The following is a 24876-nucleotide window of genomic DNA, read 5'->3' on the forward strand; positions in this document are numbered from 1 at the left end:
ACCTTCCTCAGATTGACGCTGGGGTAGGTGTTGCCAGCGCCAGAACAATGTCATTCGAACGGATGCGGTTTGAGCACCGTGGCCGGGAACCCACTGGACCTATCGGTTTCTTCTGATATCTCTTACCCCTATGACCGCGAAGGGCTGGTACCCGGATCCTGTAGACCCCTCCATCAATCGATTTTGGGACGGCGGGCAATGGACACCGTCGACTCAGTTGAAGACCGACCGAGTAGGTCTTCAGTCCAACGCGGCGCCCAACAATTTTGGACACTCACCTAAGGGCAAAAACACTGTGGTCTGGAAAGTCTGCGGCGGTGCTGTGGCATTCCTCGTCGTCGCTAATCTCATTTCTGGGTTGGGGGACGATGACAAATCGACGAGCACTGCAGCATCACGGACGACAACCGAACGAACGACACCGCTACCGCGTCCAACGACTGCGGCCATCAAGCCCGCCGAAGCTCTAAAGCCGGCCCCCACCCCCGTGCAGGTCACCCCGCCAGCGCCCCCCGTCTCGGGGATTGGAAAACCAGTGAGGGACGGGAAGTTCGAGTTCGTCGTCTCCTCTTGGGATGCCACAACATCCACGGCATTTCTTACGGTCACCAACATCGGCGACCGTCCACAGTCTGTGGCTGTCTCGGCCCAGTATCTGCTTGACAAAGCAGACAGAAAGTTCGAGCCCGAGTTCGATTGGACATCAGACCTCGCACTTGCTGACCTGAACCCGGGGCAAGCAGTCTCAGGGAGTCTGAGCTACATCCTCAGTGGCGCCGTCCCCGATCGCTTGGAATTGCACGACTCGATATTCTCGGGCGGTGTCGACGTCCCCTTGGGGTGACAACTGGCGGGCAAATGGATGGATCGAATGAACGATCCAGGCCACTAGTCGGTGGTGATCGACAGAATCACCCGCGGCTTGCGGCGTCGAGCAATGATCAGTTCGACGAGCATGACGATGCGGTATTCGATGCCGTATTTCTTCTTCAATACCGAAGTCGGTCTCGAGGCGGCGTCTCCGGTGACGATGGTTGCCGAGCCGGTCACCGCCACAGCGTCATCGGGCACCGATCCGCGCCGACTGCACGGGCGGAGCTCCACGCGATCGGAGTTCCTGATGCGCTTGACCTTGCCGCTGTCCGCGGGAGTGATGACGACCAGGTTGTCGCCGTCTCGGGCGATCCACACCGGCGTCGATACCGGCGCACCAGATCGACGGAAGGTGGTGAGCGAAACGAATGCCTCGTCGCCGAGGGCACGAGCGTCATTCGAAGTAGTGGCCATGAGTACCAAGTTACGCACCCTCCTCGCGTCGAGTCCGTAGTGTGAATGTTGTGACGCGGAGCACAACGACGTGCAGCCGCGCCGGGACATCGAAAGCGAGATCGTCGTGAAGAGCACCATGCAGGACACCCCACTGTCCATCGGCCAGCTGGTTCGATTCGGGACGTCCATCCACTCCTCGGCCGAGATCACCACGTGGACCGACACCGGGCCTACCACGGTGACATTCGGGGAGCTGGGCAGGCGGGCAGCACAATTGGCTCACGGCCTGCGGTCCATCGGGATCGACGATGATCAGCGAGTCGCGACATTCATGTGGAACAACGCCCCGCACATGGAGGCCTACATGGCGATTCCGGCGATGGGGGCAGTGCTGCACACCCTGAACATTCGACTCTTCCCCGAGCAGCTCACCTATATCGTCAATCACGCAGAAGATCAAGTGATCATTGCCGACGCCAGCCTGCTCCCCCTGCTGACGCCGTTGCTGCCGACGTTCGAGACCGTGCGACATCTCGTGGTCGTCGGGGTCGACCCGGCGCAGGTCACTGCACCCGACGGTATCGAGGTGCTCGGCTACGAGGATCTGTTGTCCGGCAAACCGGAGGAGTTCGATTGGCCCGAACTCGACGAACGATCAGCTGCCGCAATGTGTTACACCTCGGGCACCACCGGCGATCCCAAAGGGGTCGTGTACTCGCATCGCTCGATCTACCTGCATTCCATGCAGGCGTGCATGACCGACGCGATGGCAATTGCGCAGTCCGACAAGGTGTTGGCCATCGTGCCGATGTTCCACGCGATGTCGTGGGGGCTCCCGTATGCGGCGCTGATGGTCGGTGCGTCCCTGATCATGCCCGACAGGTTTCTGCAGCCGGCTCCGTTGGCAGAGATGATGTCGACGCTTCGTCCGACGGCGGCGGCTGCTGTCCCGACGATCTGGCAGGCCCTGCTCGCTCATCTGGACGAGCATCCGGCGGATCTGTCGAGTCTGCGTGATGTGGTGGTCGGCGGTGCCGCATGCCCACCGAGTCTGATGAAAGCCTTCCACGAGAAGTACGGCGTACACATCTCGCAGGCATGGGGCATGACCGAGACCTCACCGCTCGGCACCTCCGGTAGGCCCGACGCGGGACTGTCGCCGGAGGACGAGTTCGACTTGCGTTGCACACAAGGCAGATTCGTTGCCGGAGTTCGGGCACGACTCGTCGACGACGCCGGAACGGTGTTGCCGTGGGACGGCAAGACCGTCGGCGAGCTCGAGGTCCGTGGCCCGTGGATCACCGGCAGCTACTACCGCGCTGACGCGGACGACAAGTTCGACGACGGTTGGCTGCGAACCGGTGACGTGGGCACCATCTCCGAGAACGGCTACCTCCGCCTGACCGATCGCTCCAAGGACATCATCAAGTCCGGCGGTGAATGGATCTCCTCGGTGGAACTAGAGAACCAGGTGATGGGACACCCGGCCGTTCGCGAGGCCGCGGTCATCGGTGTGCCCGATCCGAAGTGGGACGAGCGGCCACTGGTCGCTGTCGTCGTGCGCGAGGGTGCGTCGGTGACGGCCGAGGAATTGAAGGAGTTCCTCGACAGCCGCGTCGCGCATTGGCAGTTGCCGGAACGATGGACCTTCATCGACGAGGTCCCGAAAACGAGCGTGGGCAAATACGACAAGAAAAGGCTGCGGAGTTCCCACGCCGACGGGGCGTTGGAGGTCATCGAACTGGTGTAGGACTAACTGCTCCAACCCCAGTTGTAGGGGTTCACCACGATTCGGTACCAGGTATCGGTGTTCTCGACGTTGGTGCACGGCACCACGATGTAGTACTGCGACGCCTTCTCGAGTGACAGCGCCTTGTTGCAAAAGTATTGCGCGCCTTCCCCGGACTGCTCGGCGCGATAGACAGGACCGTAATGCCATTCGTCGGCACTGGCGGTCGCAGCCCCCATGGTGGTGCCGGCGGCGAGCGGAAGCGCCAGAAGTCCGGTCAATACTGCAATGCGTCGGCTGGTGCGGTTCATTCGAGGGCCTTTCGTGGCGGCACGTCCTGCACAACGTCGCCGGCCGTGGTCCGGCCACCGACTCGATCCGTTCATTGGTGACGTCGCTCGACGGCCGAGTCGCGTTACCGGTCGACGCGACGCAGCGCGACTACCCATCGACCTCCACGCCGAACCGCACCGCCAATTCTGCCAATCCGTCGTCGTAGCCCTGACCGATCGGCCGGAAGCGCCAGCCACTCCCGCGGCGGTAGATCTCTGCGAGCAGCATCGATCGTTCCGTGGTCGCGGCATCCAGCACCGCTGTCGCGACCGCCGAATCGAGTCCATCGAGCGACACCGATACCGCGCCTAGGTCACCGAATGTGTGGTCACCGTCGATTGCTGCGGCGACGGTGATACGCACGCAATCCTCGGGAACGAGTGAAAGGTCGATCCGCACACCCTGTTCGCTGTCACCATCGATCGACATCGAGACGGCACCGTCCGAGGTGACCGGAGCGTTGTAGAACACGAAATCCTCGTCACTGGCGACCAATTCATCGTCGGACAGCAAGAACGCGACTACATCTACACCGACCCGATCGGAGTCGTCGGCACGCCAGGAACTGTTGACCGTCAGCACTGCCTGATCAGGGTCGAGGTCGACGACGCCACCCCGTGGCACCAACAGAGCGATTCGGGACCGCCGAGCAGGGAGCGGCGCGGGAACTTCGATATTCAGTTCTCGGTCGATCGCTGCCGGTGTCAGCAACGTGAGATCCCGTTCCTTCACTTTCGGCATCCGCGGGTCTCCATCGCCGCCGTCCAAGATCAGGATGTCGGTCACGCCGGCGCTGAGATTCACAGCCGGTGTCGCACCGAGTTGGATCAGGCGCGACCGCATGAGTACCGACTCGGCGTGCGAACCGCCCATGACCAAGACCCTTCTTGTCTGCCAGGGCTTGACGACTGGATCGGGCTGCTGCTCGGCTGGTCTCGGCTGGGTCTGCGGCCGAATACCTTTCGGCGTTCCTGGCTGCACATTCCGGAGCAAGTCGAGCAATTCCGACTCCGAGATGATGCGAAGGCCATGGGCGCGTGCCCTTTCGACTTTTCCGCTTTCCGTTGTGGGATCCGAACACACCACCACACTCGTAAATCGACTGACGGAATTCATCACGTCCAGTCCGGCTTCCGTGAGCTGAGCGGCCAAGCGCAATCGCGGGATTCGCGTGACGCCGCTGATCACGACTCGCATGCCCTGAACGAGACCGCCGTCCTCGGCAAGTGGACCTGGGTTCTCCCACGGGCAATGTGTGCGGGGAACGGTATCCGGATACAGCGTCAGACGCTCGGTGCACGTGACGACTGGAAGGGGAAGTTCGAGCGACCTGGCCAGCCGAGCGCTGTGGGTGAACACCTGCGCCAGCACTTGGGCATCGTCGTAGGCGTCGTGCGCATTGGACTGCAGCACTTTCCAGTGCGCGGCCAGGGTGGACAGCTTGTGGTTGGGAGTATCGAGTTGTAGTCGCCTCGACAATGCCACGGTGCACAACCGTTGCTTCGTCGGCATGTCGATGCCCGCACGCATCGATTCGAGCTTCAAGAACCCGTGATCGAAACTCGCGTTGTGCGCGACCAAGGTTCGACCATCCAGTAGATCCATGAGTTGCGGAGCGATCATGTCGAACGTCGGCGCACCGGCAAGCCGTTCGGGCGTCAGTTTGTGAATGTGCACCGGGCCAGGATCGCAACCCGGGTTGACCAGAGTCGACAGTTCGCGTCCGACACGTCCGTCCTCGTCGACCGTCAGAGCGGCCACACTGAGCACTCGATCACGGGATGCCTTCAGACCCGAGGTCTCGACATCGACGACGACCCATTTGTCGCTGCCGGTTCTAACCGAATTCTTCACAGGATTACCGCTTTCGACCGCATCGGACAATGGAGGCCACTATGCCGCACGAGATGCTGCACGCGAGTCGACTTCGGGCCAACACCTACGGTTCCTGGCCACCGACGGCCGTTCCACAGCACATTGGCGTACCTCGGACCATCAGTGCGCTCGCCAACGCACGCATAGCGAGCCCTTCTGCGAGACGACGTTTCCACACTTTCTGCCTGCTAGAGCAGGCATAAAGGCCCATTGTCGGCGGGACCTTCGGATAAGTTCCAATATGCATGCCAGGGCAAGCACAAGGAGCGATGATGGCGGAACCGCGACGACGAGCCCGTAAGCACTCGGGAGAACTTGCCGAAACGTTGGTCGCGCGTCGCCATCAGTTGCGCATGACCCAAGCCGAGTTGGCGTTGCTCGCCGGGGTGGGTCGTTCCACCGTTGAAGCACTCGAAGGAGGAAAGAACACAGTGCAGCTCGACAGCGTGGTCGCGGTCGTGGATGCTCTGGGGTGCGATATCGCACTGCTCACGCGCGCCGGATCGTTTGTGCCACCGCTGGATTCGACATGATTCAAGCATTCGAACTACGAGAGGTCGATGCAGCCGATGCCTACCAGGGAAGACCCCTTCTTCCCGATTGACTGACCCGCTCGGGAAACGACATGGTGTTTCGATACGACAGCACTTACCTCGACGACTCCTCTGCGTCGGATCGTCACCGAGGCCCGAATTGACGGTCTCCCGCATCCCCCAGTCCGGGCACGATGATGCCCTGATCGTTGAGCTCATCGTCGACGGCGGCACAGACCACGCGGACCGGATGTCCTGACTTCTCCAGCGCAGCAAGGCCTTCGGGTGTCACGACAACGCACACGACGACCACGTCGGTTGCCCCGCGAGCGACGAGCAAGTCGATCGTCGCGGTCATGGACCCGCCTGTGGCCAACATCGGGTCGAGAACGAACACAGGCGTGCCGGCGAGATCTGCGGGGAGAGACTCGAGGTACGGCACCGGCTGCAGTGTCTTCTCGTCTCGTGCCATCCCGATGAATCCCACACCGGATCGCGGAATGAGCGCACTCGCCTGCTCCACCATGCCCAGCCCTGCCCGGAGAACAGGAACCAGCAGAGGTGGGTTCGCCAACCGCACACCCGTGGTGCGGGCAACCGGGGTGTCGACCTCGAAAGTGTCCACCGGGGCATCACGCAAAGCCTCGTACACCAACGTGTGTGTCAGCTGCCGCAGCGCCGAACGGAAGGTCGCGTTGTCACTGTGGACGTCGCGCATCGTCGTCAAAAGCGCTGCGGTCAAGGGATGGTCGACTACGTGGGTATCCATGGTCGCAGATTATGGGCCCCTCGTCGGCCATCCGTCCACACGGCTCGCGCTCGCTCGAACTGTCCGAAAGCGACCCCTCAGCGTCGGCAACTTTTGCCCACGACGGGGCCGCGACCGGCACGTTGACTCGGACGCATGACGCTTCGCAACGATCGATTCGAGTTCGACACCGACATCGCTCCCCTGTCTCGGAACGCAATCCGATGACGGTCGGACCGCTCTCCGACTGCCTGGTCGTCGACCTGTCGCGGGCACTCGCCGGACCCCATGCCGCGATGATGCTCGGGGACCTCGGCGCGCGAGTGGTCAAAGTCGAGTCACCCAGCGGCGGTGACGACACCCGCAGTTGGGGCCCACCCTTCGTCGCCGACGACGAGGGCGATCGGCACTCGACGTACTTCCTCTCGTGCAATCGCAACAAGGAATCCATCGCACTCGACCTGAAAGCTGTCGACGGCCGAGAAACGCTCACCGCATTGATCCGCCGCGCCGATGTACTCGTCGAGAATTTTCGCCCCGGCGTTCTCGCTCGCCTCGGCTACAGCATGGAGGCCTTGCACGAGCTGAACCCGCGTCTGGTGATCCTGTCCATCACCGGTTTCGGCCACGACGGCCCAGAAGGCACGCGCCCAGGTTACGACCAGATCGCTCAGGGCGAAGCAGGATTGATGTCCCTGACCGGGCCGTCGAAGGACGAGCCCACTCGGGTCGGCGTTCCCATCGGTGATCTGCTCGCTGGAATGAACGGCGCGTACGGCGTCGTGGCCGCACTGCACGAGCGCAACACCACCGGCCGCGGCCGCGTCGTGCGTACCAGCCTGCTGGCCTCCATCGTCGGGGTGCACGCGTTTCAAGGCACTCGCTACACCGTGGCCGGCGAAGTGCCCCGCCCCACCGGCGGACATCACCCGTCGATCTGCCCGTACGGTCTGTTCCACTCGTCCGAGGGGCTGGTTCAGATTGCCGTGGGCAGCGAGGGATTGTGGCAGCGCTTCGCTCCCGCATTCGGATTGGACCGTCCGGAGTGGGCCACCAACCCCCAACGGGTCGACGACAGAGAGGCCGTCATCGCCGCTGTCGATGCCGTTTTCGCGGACTGGCCGACCGACAAACTTCTCGGACTACTCGGTGAGCTGGGCATACCGGCCGGACGCGTCCGTGATCTGGCCGAGGTCTACACCTGGGAACAGACCCGGTCGCAGGGACTGATGATCGACGTCGACCATTCGGCCCTGGGCACCATCACGTTGCCCGGCCCACCGCTGCGCATGGACGAGGATTGCGAGGGTGCCGCGATGCGCACGACGCACGCAGCCCCGCCGACCCTCGACCAGCACGGCGACTCGATCCGCGCCTGGCTCGAGACGACGCGATGACCCGCACCGGCGCGCCGGCACGGCTCGGCGCGCTCGAACTCGTCGAGATGGTCGTCGACGCCGGCAGTTTCGTCCGGTGGGACACCGACCCGCTTCCTCCGATCGGGGTGCACGGACCGGCGGATCAGGGCTATCTCGACGAGCTCGCCGCGGCCCGCCGAACGAGCGGCTGCGACGAGTCGGTGCTGACCGGCGAAGCCACCCTCGCAGGGCGCCGGGTGGCACTCGTCCTGTGCGAGTTCGGGTTTCTCGCAGGCTCCATCGGAACGGCGGCCGCCGAACGATTGGTACAGGCCGTCGAAAAGGCGACGGCAGAACAGCTTCCGCTGCTGGCCTCGCCGACCTCCGGCGGAACGCGGATGCAGGAGGGCACGGTCGCCTTCCTGCAGATGGTCAAGATCTCGGCAGCTATCGCTGCGCACAAGTCGGCGGGTCTCGCCTACGCCGTCTACCTTCGCCATCCCACGACCGGAGGAGCACTTGCCTCGTGGGGCTCTCTCGGCCACGTCACTGCGGCCGAACCGGGTGCGCTCCTGGGCTTTCTCGGTCCGCGCGTGTACCAGGCGCTGTACGGCGAGAAGTTTCCCGAGGGAGTGCAGACAGCCGAAAACCTCGCCGCCCGTGGCCTCGTCGACGCGTGGTCCCTCCCGAACAACTCCGTGAGGTTGCCATTTCGGCCCTCGCCGTCCTGTGTGCGCCACACGAGCCACCTCCGCCGGTTCCGAACATCCCGTTGGAGCACCTCGACGATGTGCCTGCGTGGGAATCCATCCGTCGTTCTCGACGGCCGGAACGGCCGGGAGTACGCCACCTCGTGCGATCGGCCGCGAACACGGTGACGACGTTGCAGGGCACCGGAGCCGGTGAGATCGAGCCCGGATTGTTTCTGGCCCTGGCCAAGTTCGGGGCCTCGGCGTGTGTCCTTCTCGGCCAGGACCGCACTTTCGCCGATCAGCCGTTGGGTCCCGCCGGCCTCCGGGAAGCGCGACGCGGAATGCGGCTGGCGGAAGAGCTGCAACTACCCCTCGTCACAGTCATCGACACTGCCGGTGCCGCGTTGAGCAAGGAGGCCGAAGAGGGTGGCCTCGCGGGCGAGATCGCCCGCTGCTTGGTCGAACTCACGACACTGAAGGCACCGACGATCTGCCTGCTGCTCGGCCAGGGAGCCGGCGGCGGCGCACTCGCACTGCTCCCCGCCGATCGGGTGCTGTGTGCTCAGCACGGTTGGCTGTCGCCACTGCCGCCGGAGGGCGCATCGGCGATCAAGTTCCACACCACCGACCGCGCAGCCGAGATGGCAGAGGAGCAGGGCGTGCGCAGCCTGGACCTGCTCCGTAACGGCGTCATCGACCGGATCGTGGCCGAACGGCCGGATGCCTCCGACGAACCTGCGGCGTTCCTGTCTCGCCTCGGTACCGTGCTCGAACACGAGTTGGCCGTACTCCTCGCCGCCGACCCGGCCGCCCTGGCGACCTCCCGGCTGCAGCGCTACCGCTACCTGGGGATGTCCGATAACCAAAAAAGTGCGCTGATTGGGCAAAGCTTGCCAGTGCACCCCCGGTCCACCGGTCGATAACGTTCGTGGGGCGAGCCCCCGCCGCGCGAACGCCGGCCGACTCTGCAGTACCCACAGATCCCGATGAAGGAGATTTCAGTGCCCGACGCAATCGAGGTCCGCAAGGTCCCGCTCCACAACGTGTCCGATGCCAGCGAGCTGGCGAAGCTCATCGACGACGGGGTGCTCGACGCCGACCGGGTCATTGCAGTCATCGGTAAGACCGAAGGCAACGGCGGAGTCAACGACTACACCCGCATCATCGCCGACCGAGCATTCCGCGAAGTGTTGTCCGCGAAAGGAACTCGCAGCGCACACGACGTCGGCGAGGTTCCGATCGTCTGGTCCGGTGGCACCGACGGAGTCATCAGCCCCCACGCCACCATCTTCGCGACCGTCCCGTCGGACAAGGCAGTGCAGACCGAGGAGCCGCGCCTGACGGTCGGCGTCGCGATGAGCGAGCAGTTGATGCCCGAGGACATCGGCCGCACCGCGATGATCACCAAAGTGGCTGCGGCAGTCAAGGATGCGATGGCCAACGCCGGCATCACCGATCCCGCAGACGTGCACTACGTGCAGACCAAGACCCCGCTGCTGACGATCCACACCATCCGTGACGCCAAGAGCCGCGGCAAGACCGTCTGGACCGAGCAGACACACGAGTCGATGGATCTGTCCAACGGCGGCACCGCTCTCGGTATCGCTGTCGCGCTCGGTGAGATCGATATGCCGACCGACGAGGACGTCATGCACAGTCGTGAGCTGTACTCCTCGGTGGCGTCGTGCTCCTCGGGCGTCGAGTTGGACCGTGCGCAGATCGTCGTCGTGGGTAACACTCGCGGAATCGGCGGCCGGTACCGCATCGGACACAGCGTGATGAACGACGCGCTCGATCAGGACGGCATCTGGAACGCGATCAAGGATGCCGGTCTCGAACTCCCCGAACGGCCGCACACCAAGGATCTCGACGGCAAGCTCGTCAACGTCTTCCTCAAATGCGAAGCAAGCCAGGACGGTACGGTCCGTGGACGGCGCAACGCCATGCTCGACGATTCCGACGTCCATTGGCACCGCCAGATCAAGGCGTGCGTCGGCGGCGTCACCGCAGCAGTGACCGGCGACCCAGCGGTCTTCGTGTCGGTCTCGGCAGCGCACCAGGGCCCCGAAGGTGGCGGCCCCGTCGCCGCGATCGTCGACCTCGGATAGCGCTGGTTTCGATATCGAACAGCGCCGCGCGAACCCGACAGTCTCGGGTTCGCGCGGCGTCCGGCCCTCCCTGCTTCTGCGTCTCTCTCGAACGAAGGAACCACCATGGCAACCACCGTCGGACCCGCTGCCGAACTTCTGATGTCCGACGCGGTCGAGCTCAGCGGCAAGATCAAGCGCCGCGAGGTCTCGTGCGTCGAGACCATGACGGCGTACCTCGACCACATCGAGGCACACAATCCGACGGTCAATGCCATTGTCGCCCTGCGTGATCGCGACGAGCTGCTGGCCGAGGCACGCGAGCGGGATCGGCAGCTCTCGGACGGGCAGTATCTCGGGTGGATGCACGGATTTCCCCATGCGGTGAAGGATCTGTCGGCAGCCCGAGGGCTACCGTTCACATCGGGGTCACCGATCTTCGCCGATCGCATCGCCGAGGCGGACGATCTGTTCGTCGCCCGCGTGAAAGCGGCCGGTGCCATCGTGATCGGCAAGACCAACACACCGGAATTCGGGTTCGGATCTCAGACGTACAACCCGGTGTACGGAACCACCGTCTCGCCCTACGACACCTCGCGCACTGCAGGCGGAAGCAGCGGAGGTGCGGCGGCAGCCTTGGCACTACGCATGCTGCCCGTCGCCGACGGCACCGACTACATGGGATCGCTGCGCAACCCCGCAGCCTTCAACAATGTGGTCGGTTTTCGCCCGTCGTGGGGACGCATTCCCGAGCCGGGCTTCATCGCCCAGGGCGCGGTCGCCGGACCGATGGGCCGATCGGTCACCGATGTCGCACATCTGCTGTCGACGATGGCGGGCCCGGATGCCAACGCGCCCCTCGGAATCGACGAGGATCCGGAGATCTTCACCCGCACTCTCGAACGCAGCTTCCGCGGTGCCCGCATCGCGTGGGTCGGAGACTGGAACGGTCACCTGGCTACCGAACCCGGTGTCCTCGATCTGTGCGAGTCGTCGTTCACCGTCTTCGAGGACCTCGGCTGCGCAGTGGAGAGCACCGTGCCGTCGTACGACCCGGCGAAAATCTGGGACTCGTTCCTGACGTGGCGGTGGTGGGCGCAGCTCGGGATGGCCGATCTGTACGAGAACCCGCGCACGAGGGAGCTGATGAAGCCCGAAATGCTGTGGGAGATGGAGCATGCCGTCGCATTGACCGCACTCGATGTCACCAAGGCAGCGCAGGCTCGCAACGACTGGCAGAGCGCACTGACGACATTGTTCGAGACCTACGACTTCGTTCTCGCGCCCACCGCTCAGGTGTTCCCGTTCGACAAGGACCAACATTGGCCGCAGTCCATCGCGGGTCGACCCATGGACACCTATCACCGGTGGATGGAAACGGTGGTGCCCTGGACGATGACCGGTGTTCCTGCCGCCGCCGTCCCGGTCGGGTTCGACGATCGCGGTCTGCCGATGGGTGTTCAGATCATCGGCAGGCACGGTGCCGACCGGGCGGTTCTGCAGCTCGCCTATGCCTACGAGCAGGCCTCGCGGTGGGTCGAGCGCGTTCTCCCGCCGGCACTGCACGTCGGCTGATCCCCCGCCGTCGCGACATGCCCTACACAGTATTGTTGAACAATGGATGACATGGTCGGTGCGCTTCGGCCACGAGTACGAGACTTCCCGGCGTCGGCGAGTTACGCGCTCACCGTCGCAGAATTGCTTGCACTCCCCAGCCTCTCCGGGTCCACTCTTGTTGCGGGCGAGCAGGGACTCGAGAATGTGGTTCGACGCGTCAACGTCATCGAAGTTCCCGACATCCTGCCGTGGGTGAAACCGAACGAACTGCTGTTGACAACGGGTTTCCCACTGCGGCATGCAGATTCGGGCCGCCCGTTCGATGCCGGTGCCCTGGTGGAGCTGGTCGAAGGACTTGCCGAACGCGGTGCGGCCGCGCTCGGAGTCAAAGAAGGACGCTACTTCGGAGACGTGCCCGCTGCGATGATCGAGGCAGCAGATCGACTCGGCCTGCCGCTCTTCCTCATTCGCCGAGATGTCGGCTTCGACGAGGTCATCTCCGAGGTGTTCACCCACCTCGTCGACCGGCAGGCGTGGGCGTTGGATATCGCCGATCGCATGCATCGAGCCCTGACCTCGATCGTGCTCGAAGGCGGCGATCTACCGCAGATCGCCGACGAGGTCGCCACGCTGTTCGAGGCAACGGTACTCATCTGCACTCCGGACGGTCGAGTCCAGGCCACAGCAGGAGCAGACGCAGAACTCGCGGCTTTGGAAGAGATGCCGCTGTTCGACCCGTCCGGTCGCCTGCTCACCGAACGACTCCACGAAGGCCTGCAACCGGTACCGGGCGACAGCGGGCACCGCATTGCCGTCGCACCGATCATCGCGGGCGGCACCGACCACGGACTGATCGTGGCGGTGGCCGCGGCCGAGCGACTCGGTCCCGTCACGATGCAGTCCCTCGAACGCGCGGCCACCGTCGTGGCGTTGGCGGTCATCAAGAAGCTCGCGGTCTCTGCCGTCGAGTCCAAGTTTCGCGGCGACTTCCTGCGGGACGTCCTCAACGGCGCAACCGAATCCCCCGAACAGATCATCGAGTACTGCGCCCAGCTCGACTGGGACGTGGACCGGAGCATGGTCGTCATCGTTGCCCAATTGGACGAAATAGCCGAAGTGGCCGTGAGCAACTCGGTGAAGCCGGCCGTGTCCGGCCGCCTGCCACAGGAGCGGCTGACCGCGGCGTGGCAGCAGGTGGTGCGCAGGCGCGATCGACGGGCTCCCGTTGTCGGGTTCAGCAACGAGGTCGTCACGCTGATGCCGGCCGAACCCGGCACCGAACGGGACGTCGTCGAGGATCTGATCGCCTCCGTCGCCGGAGACAAGGGCGGCGGACGAAACTCGTTCGGCGCGGGCGTGAGCCGCGTCATCGACTCCGTTGCCGACATTCCGCGCGCCTACGATCAGGCCCGCAAAGCAGTCGTCGTAGGACGCCGTATGCGCGGAAACGGCTCGGTAGCGCATTTCGACGGCCTCGGCGTGCATCGACTGCTGTCACTGGTCACCGACGGAGCCGAGCTGCAGGCCTTCGCTACCGAGGTGTTGGGCTCACTCGCCGGCGACGACGCCGATGCCGTCGACCTGCGCCAGACGTTGCAGGCGCTGCTCGACACCAACTGCAACGTGGCAGAAACCGCCCGCGTCTTGCATTTCCACTACAACACGCTCCGCTACCGCATCGGAAAGCTGGAGTCCATCGTCGGCCCGTTCACCACCGATCCGATTCTGCGCCTGGATGTAGCGCTGGCACTGCGGGTCGCGGAGATGAAGGGGCTGTGACACCACCCGAGGAGACACTCAGTGCCTGAGGGCAATTCGATCGGAACCGACGCCATCGCACTCGCGGCAGCAGTGCAGGCCGGCACCGTGTCCGCACGCGAGGTGACCGAGCAGCACCTCGAACACATCGGCCGAATCAACACCGAGCTGAATGCGATCGTCACCGTCGCTGCCGAATCGGCACTGCTGGCAGCCGACGGAATCGATGCCCGCATCGCCCGCGGCGAGCGGGTCGGCGACCTCGCCGGAGTGCCGTTCACGGTCAAGGACCTGATCGCCACCGCCGGAGTTCGCACCACGGCGGGTTCACATGCGCTCGCGGACAACGTCCCTCGCGTCGACGCTCCCGCCGTTGCTCGGATGCGCGCCGAGGGCGCAATCCTGATCGGTAAGACCAACACACCCGAATTCGGTGCCAGCGGGCTGACACACAACGACCTGTTCGGCTACACCGTCAACCCGCTCTCCCCCGCCGACACGAAGCTGTCACCGGGCGGGAGCAGCGGCGGTGAGTCGGCGGCCATCGCGTCGGGCATGAGCGTGGTGGGACTGGGCACCGATTTCGGTGGCTCGGTGCGGTGGCCCGCGCACTGCACCGGTCTGTGCTCGATCAGGCCGACACCGGGCCGAATCGACTCCGAGGGGCAGTATCCCGGTGTCATAAGCGACAACCGAGTGCTGACGAATCCGGCGACCATGCACGGCACCGTGCAGACCATCGGACCCATGGCACGCACTCTCGACGACGTGATCCTGTTGCTGCGCGTGCTGTCGTCGCCGCAGTACACCTGGACCGACCCTGCGAGCGTGAACCTCCGCGAGCTCGATATTCGTTGGGCCACAGGAGAAGGCACGATTCCGGTCGATGCGGAGATCCGCGCTGCCGTCGAGGCCGCAGCCCTGCGCACAGAGCCGTTCGTCGGATCGGTGACGCCGTACGAGGGCACCGCACTACACGGCGCTCATGAGCTGTTCACTCGGATGCGGGGCTGCGAAACCCAAACGGACATCGAGCAATACGGCCCCGCCGAGTTCAGCGCCAACATTCGGGCCATTCTGGCTGCGGTCGGAACCACCACGGCCGCAGACGTCGAGGCACTGTGGGCTCGACGCGCCGAGATGCAGCACCAGCTGTTGTCCACGATGGGCGACGTCCTGATACTTCCCGTTGCATCGATTCTCGCTCCGCCGCTCGGTGAGACGAGCTTCGAGGTCGACGGCGCATCTCTGTCGTGGTCGCAGGCGCTGGCGAGTAGCCGAGCGATCAGCATCCTCGGGGTGCCCTCGGTGGTGATTCCCGTTGCCACCTCCAGTAGCGGTCTGCCGATCGGAGTGCAGATCATCGCCAAGCCGTGGCACGAGCATCACGCTCTCGCCGTCGCCGCTGCTCTGACGTAGTCCGCTCGGTCCGTCCATCCGTACCGCGACGGCAGGTTCTTACAACGACCCGCTGTCGATTTGGTCGAAATGTGTTTCACGGTCGGCCCGCGCCAGCCACTAGCGTGATGGGCATCACTCATCCGGTCGAAAGGCGGCGGCATGCGCGACATTCTCGACGACGTGGCCCCTTGGCTGCGCGAACGTGAGCCGTTCGCCCTGGCCACGGTGGTACGTACGTGGCAGTCGTCGCCGCGCCCCGCGGGTGCGGCCATGGCAGTGGCTACGTCCGGTCAGGTCGTCGGCAGCGTTTCCGGCGGCTGCATCGAAGGTGCCCTGTACGAGCTGGCGAACGACGTCCTCGCCGACGGCATGGCCAGGAGCGAGACCTACCGGGTAGCGGACGACGACGCGATCGGCGTCGGCCTCACCTGCGGCGGCACCATCGAGGTGTTCGTTCGTCTCATCGACAGCGACGGGTGCGCGGCACTCGAAGACGTCGCTCGTCTGGTCTCAAGCGGCGAGCCGGTGGCCGTGCTCACCGATCTCACCACCGAGGCCCCGACGCGGCTGGCGGTTCTGGGAACGGAGGCAACCGTCGATCCCGACGGTCTCACCGACATCGAGTCCGACGGTTCGAGCGTGAGTCTCGCCGTTCTCGACCGACTGCACCGCGGCGAGTCCGGCTTGGACATTCGCATCGCCGACGACGGCGCGCGGTCCGTCCTGGTCGAGTTGTTCGGACCACCGCCCCGGATGTACGTGTTCGGTGCCATCGATTTCGCCGCCGCGATGTGCCGCCTGGGCACGTTCGCCGGCTTCGCCGTCACCGTCGTCGACGCCCGCCCGGTGTTCGCCACCCGAGCACGATTCCCCGACGCGCACGACGTCGTGGTGGCGTGGCCGCACACGTTCCTCGCTACTACGCCGGTGGACGAGCGCACCGTCATCACCGTTCTCACCCATGACGAGAAGTTCGACATTCCATTGCTCGAGGTCGCGCTGCGCAGTGGTGCCGCCTACGTGGGCGCGCTGGGCAGTCGATCTACCCACCGCCGCCGGGTGGAACTGCTCGGCGAGCGCGGGGTCACCGAGAGCGAGCTGGCTCGGTTGCACTCCCCCATCGGGCTCGATCTGGGTGCCTCCACTCCACCGGAAACAGCGATATCCATCGTGGCCGAGATCCTCAAGGTCTCACGGCAGACGACCGGGCTCGAATTGCGAAGTCTCAGTGGGCCGATCCACCGCGATGCTGCAGCCCAGATCGACGCGACATCACCCGTTCGATCGGCCGTCAGGTGCTGACACTGCACGACGAGCGACGCTCGCCCACCACGGAGGTACCCCATACCGTCGAGACCGTGCTGGGCTCGAACCTGCTGGCGCACGCCACGTTGCTCGCCGGTCGCGCCGGCCTCGGCCGGCCGGTACGCAGAATCAATCATGTCGACGACCCCGCCGGCATTCGGTTCTGGATTCGGCCGGGCGACCTGTTGTCCACGACGAGCGAGGCCCTCACGCACCTGACGGAGCCGACGGACGCGCTGCTGTCCCGAGCCCATTCCCTCGGCGTTGCCGGGATTCTGGTGCGGGTGGACGACGACATCGCCGTTCCGGACTGCGTCGGCGTGAGTGCCGAGGCACTGGGCCTGCCGCTGGTTCAGGTCTGCGGCGAACTCGACCCCGGGCACGATCTCACCGCGGGCCTACGCGTCAACGCAAAGACGCAGGCACGAGCGATGTTTCGGTCCGAACGTCTGCGCCGGGCATTGACCGACATCACGCTCGCCGGCGGCGGGGTAGCACAACTGGCATTCGCAACCTCGGTCGAATGCGATGTGGCAGTGTCGATCACCACGGTGGACGGACGCGAACTTGCCTCGGCAGGCAGTGACGTCGAACTGTGTGCCCTCCGCGCGAGCACCGCCCTCGATCCCACCGGAAGACTGCGCACCGACTCCGTCGACGGCGGCCTCGGTCTCCGTTCGCAACAGGGCAATTCGATCGCGGTATGCGCCATCACTGCCAACGGAATCGACCATGGACGCATCGTCCTGTTCTCCTCACGTCGCCCTCTGACGGAATCGGACCTGCACACTGCCGACGCGGCCGCAGGCGTGTTGGCGATGGTCGTCACTCGCGATCTCGCGCTGTCGGCAGTCGAGGAGAAACACCGATCGAATTTCCTGCGCGATCTTCTCCTGGGCCGAGGCGGCGAGCACGCACACGCGGTGGCGCATGCACGACGCTTCGGCTGGAATCTCGGCAGGCCGGTGGTGATCGTCGCGATCGAACCGATCCCACACCTCGACGACGAACCGACGCCCGGCCGCAGGCCACTCGTCGATCGGCAGATGTCGGCTTTCGCAGGGGCTCTGGCACAACGAGATCCGCAGGCCGCCATCGCCGCCCTCGGCACCGAGACCGTCATCATCATGGGCGAACGTCCCACGACGGTCGCGGACGTGCACGAAATCGTCGAACGAGTGCACGGAGACGGCGGCGGTGGTCGGCAACCGTTCACGGTCGGGATCTCGCGTCCGTGCACCACGGTGGCCGACATCCCCAGCAGGTACGGCCAGGCGCGTACCGCGTTGAAGGTCGGCCGCCAGGTATCCGGGGACTGGGCCGTCACCACGTTCGACGAACTCGGCGTGTTTCGACTACTGAGCCTGGTGGACAACGTCGACGAGCTCGAATCGTTCACCCGGGAAACCCTGCACGACCTCGCCGGGCACGACGACGAAGCACGCGACATGCGCAGAACCCTGGACACGTTGCTGGCCACCAACATCAACATCGCCGAAACCGCTCGGGCACTGCACTTTCACTACAACACCTTGCGATACCGAATAACGAAACTCGAAAAGATACTGGGCCCCTTCACCGATCGCGCCGATCTACGCCTGGATCTTTCCCTTGCGCTGAAAATCATGGCCATGCGCGGAACCGACCACCACATGTGACGGACCCGCCATCGAGCGCTTGGCAAATTGCGCTCGTAGCGATTCGGAAATGCGTCAGTAACGTTGCAGGACAATGCTTTACCCATCCCGCAAACCACCCCGGTTCGATACGTTGGAGAAAGGCTCGACATGCCTATCTGGAAGATTCACGGAGACGGAAAGAATGTTCGACCGGGTGACGTCGTCGCGCCGAACGAACGGTTGAACTGGGGCCGCACCATCAGTCTCGGCGGCCAGCATGTGGTGTCGATGTTCGGGGCCACGTTCGTCTTCCCCATCATCATGGGGCTCAATCCTCAACTCGCCATTCTGATGTCGGGCTTCTGCACCATCTTCTTCCTGCTCATGGTCAAGGGCCGCATCCCCAGCTACCTCGGCACGTCCGCGGTGTTCGTCGGCGGCGTCGCCGCCATCCGAGCGCAGGGTGGAACGTCGGCGGAGGTCACCGGTGCCATCCTGGTATCGGGTCTCGTCCTGGCTCTGGCCGGACTCGCCATCCACTTCATGGGCGGCGGCGTCGTGGTGCGGGTGCTGCCCCCGGTCGTCACCGGTGCGGTGGTCATGTTGATCGGCTTCAATCTCGCGCCTGTCGTCGCCAGCACCTATTGGCCACAGGACCAATGGGTCGCTCTCGCAGTGATGTTCGTGCTCATCGTCATGAGCGTGGCGTTGCGCGGGTTCCTCGGACGGATCGCGATTCTGCTGTCGCTGGTGTTCGGGTACGCGCTGTCCTGGATCCTCGACCTCGTATCCGGGCCCATCACGTCCTACGACGCCGCGGCCGGCGAGGTCACCGAGCACTTCCGCGTCAATTGGTCGGGTGTCGAGGCGTCGCAATGGTTCGGACTCCCGCCGTTCAGCGACGAGGCCAACGGCATCGTCGGCATTCACGCACCGTCGTTCAGTCTCGCGTTCATCGTTCTCGTCCTCCCCGGTGTCATCGCTCTGATCGCCGAGAATGCGGGCCACGTCAAGGCTGTCGCGGAGATGACCGGTGACGATCTCGACCCGATGATGGGCCGGGCACTCGCTGCCGACGGCATCGCAACGGTCATGGCCAGCTCGGTCGGTGGCTCACCGACGACGACCTACGCCGAGAACATCGGCGTCATGGCGGCGACCAAGGTCTATTCGACCGCGGCATACACGGCGGCCGGAATCATCGCGATGATCCTCGGATTCTCGCCGAAGTTCGGCGCGCTGATCTCCGCCACCCCCGGCGGCGTACTCGGCGGTATCACCGTCGTCCTCTACGGCATGATCGGCCTGCTGGGTGCCAAGATCTGGCGCGAGAACGGTGTCGACTTCGGCAACCCGCTCAACATGATGCCGGTTGCCGCGGGTCTGATCATCGCGATCGGCGACACCTCGCTCGTATTCAGCGATTCGTTCTCGTTGAGCGGTATCTCCCTCGGCACGATCGTCGTTATCGGGCTCTACCACCTGTGCGCTCGCATTGCCCCGGCCCACATGAAGACACCGGTCGACGCGTCGCCTCGGCATCGAACCTCCTCTACCACAGCACGTTCCGACGGCAGCGACGGAGACGGGGTTGCCGGCGAGGTCGACACCCTGAAGCCGTTGCGGTAACGAGCGATTGCAACACTGGGGCGTGACGTTTGTCACCTCTTGACGAAACACTTCCAGGCACAGGCAGGCAGGATCGGGATATGAAACCTTCTCCATTGAAATACCATCGGCCGCGGTCGATCGAGGAGGCGTGCCGAATCCTGGCCGAGGTCGACGGCAAGGTGCTGGCCGGCGGTCAGTCCCTGATTCCGATGCTGTCGATGCGCCTGGCCGCTCCCGGGAACCTGATCGACATCACCGGTATCGACGGTCTCGACGACATCACCGGGTCGACCCAGTCGGGCGTCACGTTCGCGGCCCTGGCCACGCACGCGTCGCTCGCGTCGAACCGGGCTGCCGCCCGGACGCAGCCGTTGCTCGGACGGGCACTGCAGCTGGTGGCCCACGCGACCATCCGGAACCGTGGGACCACCGTCGGATCCATCGTGCATGCCGACCCGTCGGCCGAGATGCCCGCGGTCATACGGTTGCTCGACGGTTCCGTGACGGTGCAGTCCGTCCGCGGCCGCCGAGAGATCGCGGCGAAGGATCTGTTCCTCGGGCCGCTGGAGTCCTCGCTCGAGACGGACGAGATCGCGATCGCCGCAACGGTTCCCGCCGCCAGATCCGGCGAGGGCACGGCCATCGACGAGGTTGCCCGCCGACACGGTGACTACGCGCTCGTCGGAGTCGCGGCTCGCGTCACCGTTGCCGACAACGCAGTACGCACCGCGCACGTCACCTATGTGTCCGCCGGAGAATTCGGCGAGGTCGTCGACTACACCGACGTCATCGGTGGGGCCGCGGTGTCCGACGCACGTGATCCGAAGTGGAACGCGTTGTCGGAGGACGCACGTCGACGCGTCGAGACCGAGTCCGATATTCATGCCACCGCGGCGTACCGATCCCAACTCGTCGCAGCACTGACCGCACGGGTGGTGATGGCCGCCGCAGTCGACGGCGCGTCGTCGAAGTCCGCTCACCCGCAGCACGCCGATTCCGGAGTGAACCACTGATGAAGACAACAGATATCGAACAGCAGTTGGACGATCTGATGGCGGAGACCGGTGAACAACACGTACAGGTGACGTTCACGCTCAACGCAACCAAGCAGACGATCGTCGTTCCGGCCCGCACTCTCGCGTCGGACGCCATCCGCCACGACCTACGCCAGACCGGCACCCACGTCGGATGTGAGCACGGCGTGTGCGGCGCATGCACCGTGCTTCTCGACGGCAAGCCCGTCCGGGCCTGCCTGATGCTCGCCGCCAGCCTCGAGGGGCAGACCGTCACCACGGTGGAGGGTCTCGTCGAGCCGGACGGCACTCTGCATCCCGTGCAGCAGGCCTTCAAGGACTGCCACGGTCTGCAGTGCGGTTTCTGCACACCGGGATTCGTCACCACCATCGCCGCGTTCCTCGACGAAAACGATTCACCGACGCAGGAGGAGGCCACCGAGGCCATCGCCGGCAACATCTGCCGGTGTACGGGCTATCAGAACATCAAGGCCTCGGTGCTGCGCGCCGCCGAGATCAAACGCGAACGGGCGGGCGAGTTTCCGCTCGGTCCCGACGACGAGTCGAGTCGTGCCGCACTCGACCGCAAGGTACGCGGATCCACCAGTCCCGTCGGCGGACGGATGGGCCGAGCATGAGCACCACCCGCACCGCACCGCCGCACACTCCCACCAACACCGCTCCCCTGTTCGGCCAGCCGCTGTCGCGGTCGGAGGACGAGCGCCTGCTCAGCGGCAAGGGCAAGTATCTCGACGACCTCGGTCACGGCGCGCTGATCGCCGCCTTCGTGCGCTCCCCACACGCACATGCACGCATCACCGCCATCGATATCGACGACGCGCTGGCCATGCCGGGCGTGCACGCGGTGTACACCTATGACGATCTCGAAGCGGACTCCGCCGAGATGGCCGAAGGGCTACCGCTGCTGATTCCCCATCCGGCAATCATCGCTCCGCGCAACGGCTTCCCACTCGCCAAGGACGAGGTCAACCACGTCGGTGAGGCCATCGTCATGGTCATCGCAACGAACCGTTACGTGGCCGAGGATGCCTGCGCGGTCATCGACGTCCGCTACGACATCCTCGACCCCGTCGTGGGCATCGACACCGCGCGCGTCGCGGCTCGCCGAGTACACGACGACGTGCCGGACAACGTGGCCGCGCACCTGCAGCACGGTTTCGGAGACATCGACGCCGAACTTGCCGCTGCACCACACCGCATCACCCTCGACCTGAACATCGAGCGTTCAGCGGCAATGCCGATGGAGGGCAAAGGCGTCTACGCACGCTGGGACAGTGACGAGGAGACGCTGACCTTCTGGTCGTCCACGCAGACCTCCACATCGGTGCGTGCCGCCGTTGCCGCGCGGCTCGGCATGGCGATGAACAAGATTCACTGCATCGCCCCGGACGTCGGCGGCGGCTTCGGCGTCAAGATCATGCACCCGTGGCCGGAAGAGGTGATGGTGACGTGGGCAGCCAGGCAGCTCGGCCGCGCCGGCATCTCCAACGAGGTCAAGTGGGTCGAGGACCGCCGCGAGCACTTCATCTCCAGTGCGCACGAGCGGGCGCAGGTTCAAGAGGTCACCCTCGGTTTCGATGACGAGGGACGGCTGCTGGCCTTCGACTTCACCGTCTGGCACGACAACGGTGCCTACCTGCCGTACGGCATCATCGTGCTGATCAACACCGCGACGCAGGTGCTCGGGCCCTACAAGCCGGTCTCGTTCCGCTGCAACGGTTATTCGCTGTACACCAACACCGTCATCGTCATTCCGTATCGCGGAGCAGGCCGCCCGCAGGGTGTGTTCGCGATGGAACGCTCGATGGATGCCATCGCCCAATACCTCGGCAAGGACCGACTCGAGGTCCGCGAGAAGAACCTGATCCGGCCCGAGGAGATGCCCTACGACTTCGGATTGATGTTCCAGGACGGTCGACCGTTGATCTACGACACCGGCGACTACCAGGCCGGGATCGACAAGCTCAAGGCGCTGATCGACTGGGACGGCTTCCCCGAATACAAGAAGCAGGCCGCAGCTCAGGGCCGCACCGTCGGCATCGGTGTCGGTGCGTACGTCGAGGGCACCGGCCCGGGGCCGTACGAGGGCGCGCACGTGCTCATCGAGAACTCGGGAAAGATCAAGGGTGCAACGGGTCTGACGACGCAGGGCCAGGGCCATCAGACGACGTTCGCGCAGATCGTCGCTGATGACCTGGGTGTCTCCATCGCCGACGTCGAGATCACCACCGGCGACACTCGTCGATTCGGTTATGCCGTCGGCACATTCGCCTCGCGTGGTGCGGTGATGTCCGGTTCGGCATTCCACGTGGCCGCGCAGATGGTCGCCGAGAAAGCGAAGGTCATCGCGGGGCGTGCCCTCGATCTCGACCCCGTCGAGCTCGAATTGCGCAGCGGGTACGTCTGCAAGATCGGCACCGAACCCGGTACCGACGGCACGTCTATCTCACTGGGTGTCGTTGCCGTGCTGTCCAATCCGCTGCGCTACGCCTTCGACAAGGAGTCGAGGCAGGCCACCGGGTTCGCGAAGATGGACACCGACATGACGATCCCGCCGGTGCCGGAGGGCGAGCAGCCGGGCCTCGAAGCCACCGGTTACTACTCTCCCCCGCGCTCGACGTTCGCGTCGGGCATCCACGCGGCGATCGTCGAGACCGATCCGGTGACGGCCGAGATCCACGTCGAGCGGTACGCGGTGGTGCATGACTGCGGCAACGTCATCAACCCTCGGATCGTCGAGGGCCAGATTCACGGCGGCGTCGCCCAGGGAATCGGCGGCGCGTTGTACGAGAAGATCGCCTACGACGAGCACGGGCAACTACTGAACGCTTCGTTCATGGACTTCCTGATGCCGTTCGTCACCGAAGTTCCCGAGACGATCGAGATGGACCACACCGTCACCCCGTCCGGGCTCAATCCGTTGGGTATGAAGGGTGCCGGCGAAGCAGGCGTCATCCCCACCAGCGCCGTGATCGCGGCCGCCGTCGAAGACGCCGAGGGCTTTTCGATCACCTCGATGCCCATTTCACCGTCCGACCTGTACGAGCTGCGGCTGACCCACGCGGTCGCCCAGCCAACCGAGGAGATTTCATGAGAATCGCAGGAACCGCAACGCTGGCCGCACCGCCCGCCGAGGTCTACGACAGCATGCAGGACGGCCGAGTATTGGCCGCGACCATCCCCGGAGTGCAATCGCTCGAGCAGTTGAGCGATGATCACTACAAGCTCTCGATCACCGCAGGTGTCGCGGCCATCAAGGGCACCTACGACGGTGAAGTGGTGCTCTCGCAACAGAACCGGCCCGAGTCGTTCGTCATGACCGCCTCCGGTGCCGGCGCACCGGGCACGGTGCGCGCCGACGTCACCATCAAGCTCGAGCCCACCGAGGGCGGCGGCACGATGCTCAGCTACGACGCCGACGCTGTGGTCGGCGGAATGGTCGGCGGGGTCGGTCAGCGCATGATCACCGGTGTCGCCAAGAAGATGGCCGGGGTGTTCTTCAACGGCCTCGACGGCGTCATCGCCAACGGAGTGCCGGAGGCCGCTGCTGCTCCCGCGGAGGTAGCCGCTACCGAAACCGGTGCAGGCCCCACCGCCCTGCCCGTCGCCGCTGCCGGACGCGCTGTGAGTGCCGGTGCACCCGTTGCCGCGCAGTCCGTCCGCAGCACCCTGCTGGCCGCCGCGGCCGGTGCCGGCTTCGCACTGGCCGGAGTCGTGTTGGGCGGACTGCTCACTCGCTCGTCCTGTAACCGGTAACTCTGCACCGTCTCGGCTCACGACAAAGGCCGCTCATCCCCGTAGATCGCGGGTGAGCGGCCTTTGTCGTTGCAAGTACTGCCAATTCGGAGCTGCTGCACGGCGCGCGAAGCTCAAATGCCCGGCGGGAGTTTGGCACCTTGTGACAAAGATTCCGAGAAGCAGAACGGGTCGAATATGAGTACACGTCAGGTACCCGCCGATCCGATCA

The 24876-nt window shown here is 64.8% G+C and carries 19 protein-coding genes and 1 pseudogene; 16 read left to right on the forward strand and 4 right to left on the reverse strand.

Annotation, left to right across the window (positions count from 1 at the left end):
• Positions 1–217 precede the first annotated feature (217 nt).
• The gene (locus tag K414_RS28650) at positions 218–844 is read left to right on the forward strand and encodes a DUF4352 domain-containing protein (RefSeq protein WP_237606249.1); all 627 of its coding nucleotides are present in this window, start codon (positions 218–220) and stop codon (positions 842–844) included.
• A gap of 44 nt (positions 845–888) precedes the next feature.
• On the opposite strand, the gene K414_RS0121040 is transcribed toward K414_RS28650, so the two are convergent.
• Positions 889–1287 (reverse strand): PPOX class F420-dependent oxidoreductase, encoded by a 399-nt coding sequence (locus K414_RS0121040; RefSeq protein WP_027497738.1) that lies wholly within the window; start codon positions 1285–1287, stop codon positions 889–891.
• Positions 1288–1393: 106 nt separating this feature from the next.
• Between K414_RS0121040 and K414_RS0121045 the strand changes: the two genes are divergently transcribed.
• A complete protein-coding gene (locus K414_RS0121045; protein ID WP_027497739.1) occupies positions 1394–3019 on the forward strand; it encodes a long-chain fatty acid--CoA ligase in 1626 nt (541 codons plus the stop codon).
• Positions 3020–3021: 2 nt separating this feature from the next.
• On the opposite strand, the gene K414_RS0121050 is transcribed toward K414_RS0121045, so the two are convergent.
• Positions 3022–3309 carry a hypothetical protein gene (locus K414_RS0121050; RefSeq protein WP_027497740.1) on the reverse strand — a complete coding sequence of 96 codons (288 nt, stop codon included), beginning with the start codon at positions 3307–3309 and terminating at the stop codon, positions 3022–3024.
• Between the two features lie 130 nt (positions 3310–3439).
• On the reverse strand, positions 3440–5185 hold the full coding sequence (locus tag K414_RS0121055) for a TerD family protein (protein WP_027497741.1): 1746 nt from the start codon (positions 5183–5185) through the stop codon (positions 3440–3442).
• A 293-nt stretch (positions 5186–5478) separates the two neighbouring features.
• Between K414_RS0121055 and K414_RS0121060 the strand changes: the two genes are divergently transcribed.
• Positions 5479–5739 (forward strand): helix-turn-helix domain-containing protein, encoded by a 261-nt coding sequence (locus K414_RS0121060; protein WP_027497742.1) that lies wholly within the window; start codon positions 5479–5481, stop codon positions 5737–5739.
• Positions 5740–5884: 145 nt separating this feature from the next.
• On the opposite strand, the gene upp is transcribed toward K414_RS0121060, so the two are convergent.
• Complete coding sequence (gene upp, locus K414_RS0121065; protein WP_027497743.1) at positions 5885–6508, reverse strand: uracil phosphoribosyltransferase; 624 nt, start codon at positions 6506–6508, stop codon at positions 5885–5887.
• A 203-nt stretch (positions 6509–6711) separates the two neighbouring features.
• Here upp and K414_RS0121070 point away from each other — a divergent pair, with 203 nt between their 5' ends.
• The 13 genes and pseudogenes from K414_RS0121070 to K414_RS0121130 all read left to right on the forward strand — a co-directional run bounded on the left by K414_RS0121070 (position 6712) and on the right by K414_RS0121130 (position 24665).
• A complete protein-coding gene (locus K414_RS0121070; protein ID WP_027497744.1) occupies positions 6712–7884 on the forward strand; it encodes a CoA transferase in 1173 nt (390 codons plus the stop codon).
• Positions 7881–9460: pseudogene (locus K414_RS27565) on the forward strand (carboxyl transferase domain-containing protein). The gene K414_RS0121070 and the pseudogene K414_RS27565 overlap by 4 nt, the downstream one beginning before the upstream one ends.
• Before the next feature lie 78 nt (positions 9461–9538).
• Positions 9539–10645: a ring-opening amidohydrolase gene (locus tag K414_RS0121080; protein ID WP_027497745.1), complete on the forward strand. Its 1107-nt coding sequence runs from the start codon at positions 9539–9541 to the stop codon at positions 10643–10645.
• 105 nt (positions 10646–10750) lie between these two features.
• Positions 10751–12199 carry an amidase gene (locus K414_RS0121085; protein ID WP_027497746.1) on the forward strand — a complete coding sequence of 483 codons (1449 nt, stop codon included), beginning with the start codon at positions 10751–10753 and terminating at the stop codon, positions 12197–12199.
• Between the two features lie 42 nt (positions 12200–12241).
• The gene (locus K414_RS0121090; RefSeq protein WP_027497747.1) at positions 12242–13960 is read left to right on the forward strand and encodes a PucR family transcriptional regulator; all 1719 of its coding nucleotides are present in this window, start codon (positions 12242–12244) and stop codon (positions 13958–13960) included.
• A gap of 21 nt (positions 13961–13981) precedes the next feature.
• Complete coding sequence (locus K414_RS0121095; protein ID WP_027497748.1) at positions 13982–15358, forward strand: amidase; 1377 nt, start codon at positions 13982–13984, stop codon at positions 15356–15358.
• Positions 15359–15499: 141 nt separating this feature from the next.
• The gene (locus K414_RS0121100; RefSeq protein ID WP_027497749.1) at positions 15500–16642 is read left to right on the forward strand and encodes an XdhC/CoxI family protein; all 1143 of its coding nucleotides are present in this window, start codon (positions 15500–15502) and stop codon (positions 16640–16642) included.
• Between the two features lie 56 nt (positions 16643–16698).
• Complete coding sequence (locus tag K414_RS0121105; protein ID WP_237606251.1) at positions 16699–18303, forward strand: helix-turn-helix domain-containing protein; 1605 nt, start codon at positions 16699–16701, stop codon at positions 18301–18303.
• 129 nt (positions 18304–18432) lie between these two features.
• Complete coding sequence (locus K414_RS0121110; protein WP_027497751.1) at positions 18433–19893, forward strand: solute carrier family 23 protein; 1461 nt, start codon at positions 18433–18435, stop codon at positions 19891–19893.
• Positions 19894–19973: 80 nt separating this feature from the next.
• Positions 19974–20888, forward strand: coding sequence for an FAD binding domain-containing protein (locus tag K414_RS0121115; RefSeq protein WP_027497752.1), 915 nt, complete (start codon positions 19974–19976; stop codon positions 20886–20888).
• Positions 20888–21526 carry a (2Fe-2S)-binding protein gene (locus K414_RS0121120; protein WP_027497753.1) on the forward strand — a complete coding sequence of 213 codons (639 nt, stop codon included), beginning with the start codon at positions 20888–20890 and terminating at the stop codon, positions 21524–21526. The genes K414_RS0121115 and K414_RS0121120 overlap by 1 nt, the downstream gene beginning before the upstream one ends.
• Positions 21523–24003: an aerobic carbon-monoxide dehydrogenase large subunit gene (cutA, locus tag K414_RS27570; RefSeq protein ID WP_051365208.1), complete on the forward strand. Its 2481-nt coding sequence runs from the start codon at positions 21523–21525 to the stop codon at positions 24001–24003. Before K414_RS0121120 ends, cutA begins: the two co-directional genes overlap by 4 nt.
• Positions 24000–24665, forward strand: coding sequence for a carbon monoxide dehydrogenase subunit G (locus K414_RS0121130; RefSeq protein WP_027497754.1), 666 nt, complete (start codon positions 24000–24002; stop codon positions 24663–24665). The genes cutA and K414_RS0121130 overlap by 4 nt, the downstream gene beginning before the upstream one ends.
• The last annotated feature ends 211 nt before the right edge of the window (positions 24666–24876 follow it).

It is taken from the genome of Rhodococcus sp. JG-3, assembly GCF_000482405.1.
In the GTDB taxonomy this organism is placed as follows: Bacteria; Actinomycetota; Actinomycetes; order Mycobacteriales; family Mycobacteriaceae; genus Rhodococcoides; species Rhodococcoides fascians.

What these genes read in the sequence shown, in the direction of transcription:
- K414_RS0121040 (WP_027497738.1), bottom strand. Translation starts at nt 1,287, where the DNA reads ATGGCCACTACTTCGAATGACGCTCGTGCCCTCGGCGACGAGGCATTC.
- K414_RS0121050 (WP_027497740.1), bottom strand. Translation starts at nt 3,309, where the DNA reads ATGAACCGCACCAGCCGACGCATTGCAGTATTGACCGGACTTCTGGCG.
- K414_RS0121060 (WP_027497742.1), top strand. Translation starts at nt 5,479, where the DNA reads ATGGCGGAACCGCGACGACGAGCCCGTAAGCACTCGGGAGAACTTGCC.
- upp (WP_027497743.1), bottom strand. Translation starts at nt 6,508, where the DNA reads ATGGATACCCACGTAGTCGACCATCCCTTGACCGCAGCGCTTTTGACG.
- K414_RS0121070 (WP_027497744.1), top strand. Translation starts at nt 6,712, where the DNA reads ATGACGGTCGGACCGCTCTCCGACTGCCTGGTCGTCGACCTGTCGCGG.
- K414_RS0121085 (WP_027497746.1), top strand. Translation starts at nt 10,751, where the DNA reads ATGGCAACCACCGTCGGACCCGCTGCCGAACTTCTGATGTCCGACGCG.
- K414_RS0121090 (WP_027497747.1), top strand. Translation starts at nt 12,242, where the DNA reads ATGGATGACATGGTCGGTGCGCTTCGGCCACGAGTACGAGACTTCCCG.
- K414_RS0121100 (WP_027497749.1), top strand. Translation starts at nt 15,500, where the DNA reads ATGCGCGACATTCTCGACGACGTGGCCCCTTGGCTGCGCGAACGTGAG.
- K414_RS0121110 (WP_027497751.1), top strand. Translation starts at nt 18,433, where the DNA reads ATGCCTATCTGGAAGATTCACGGAGACGGAAAGAATGTTCGACCGGGT.
- K414_RS0121115 (WP_027497752.1), top strand. Translation starts at nt 19,974, where the DNA reads ATGAAACCTTCTCCATTGAAATACCATCGGCCGCGGTCGATCGAGGAG.
- K414_RS0121120 (WP_027497753.1), top strand. Translation starts at nt 20,888, where the DNA reads ATGAAGACAACAGATATCGAACAGCAGTTGGACGATCTGATGGCGGAG.
- cutA (WP_051365208.1), top strand. Translation starts at nt 21,523, where the DNA reads ATGAGCACCACCCGCACCGCACCGCCGCACACTCCCACCAACACCGCT.
- K414_RS0121130 (WP_027497754.1), top strand. Translation starts at nt 24,000, where the DNA reads ATGAGAATCGCAGGAACCGCAACGCTGGCCGCACCGCCCGCCGAGGTC.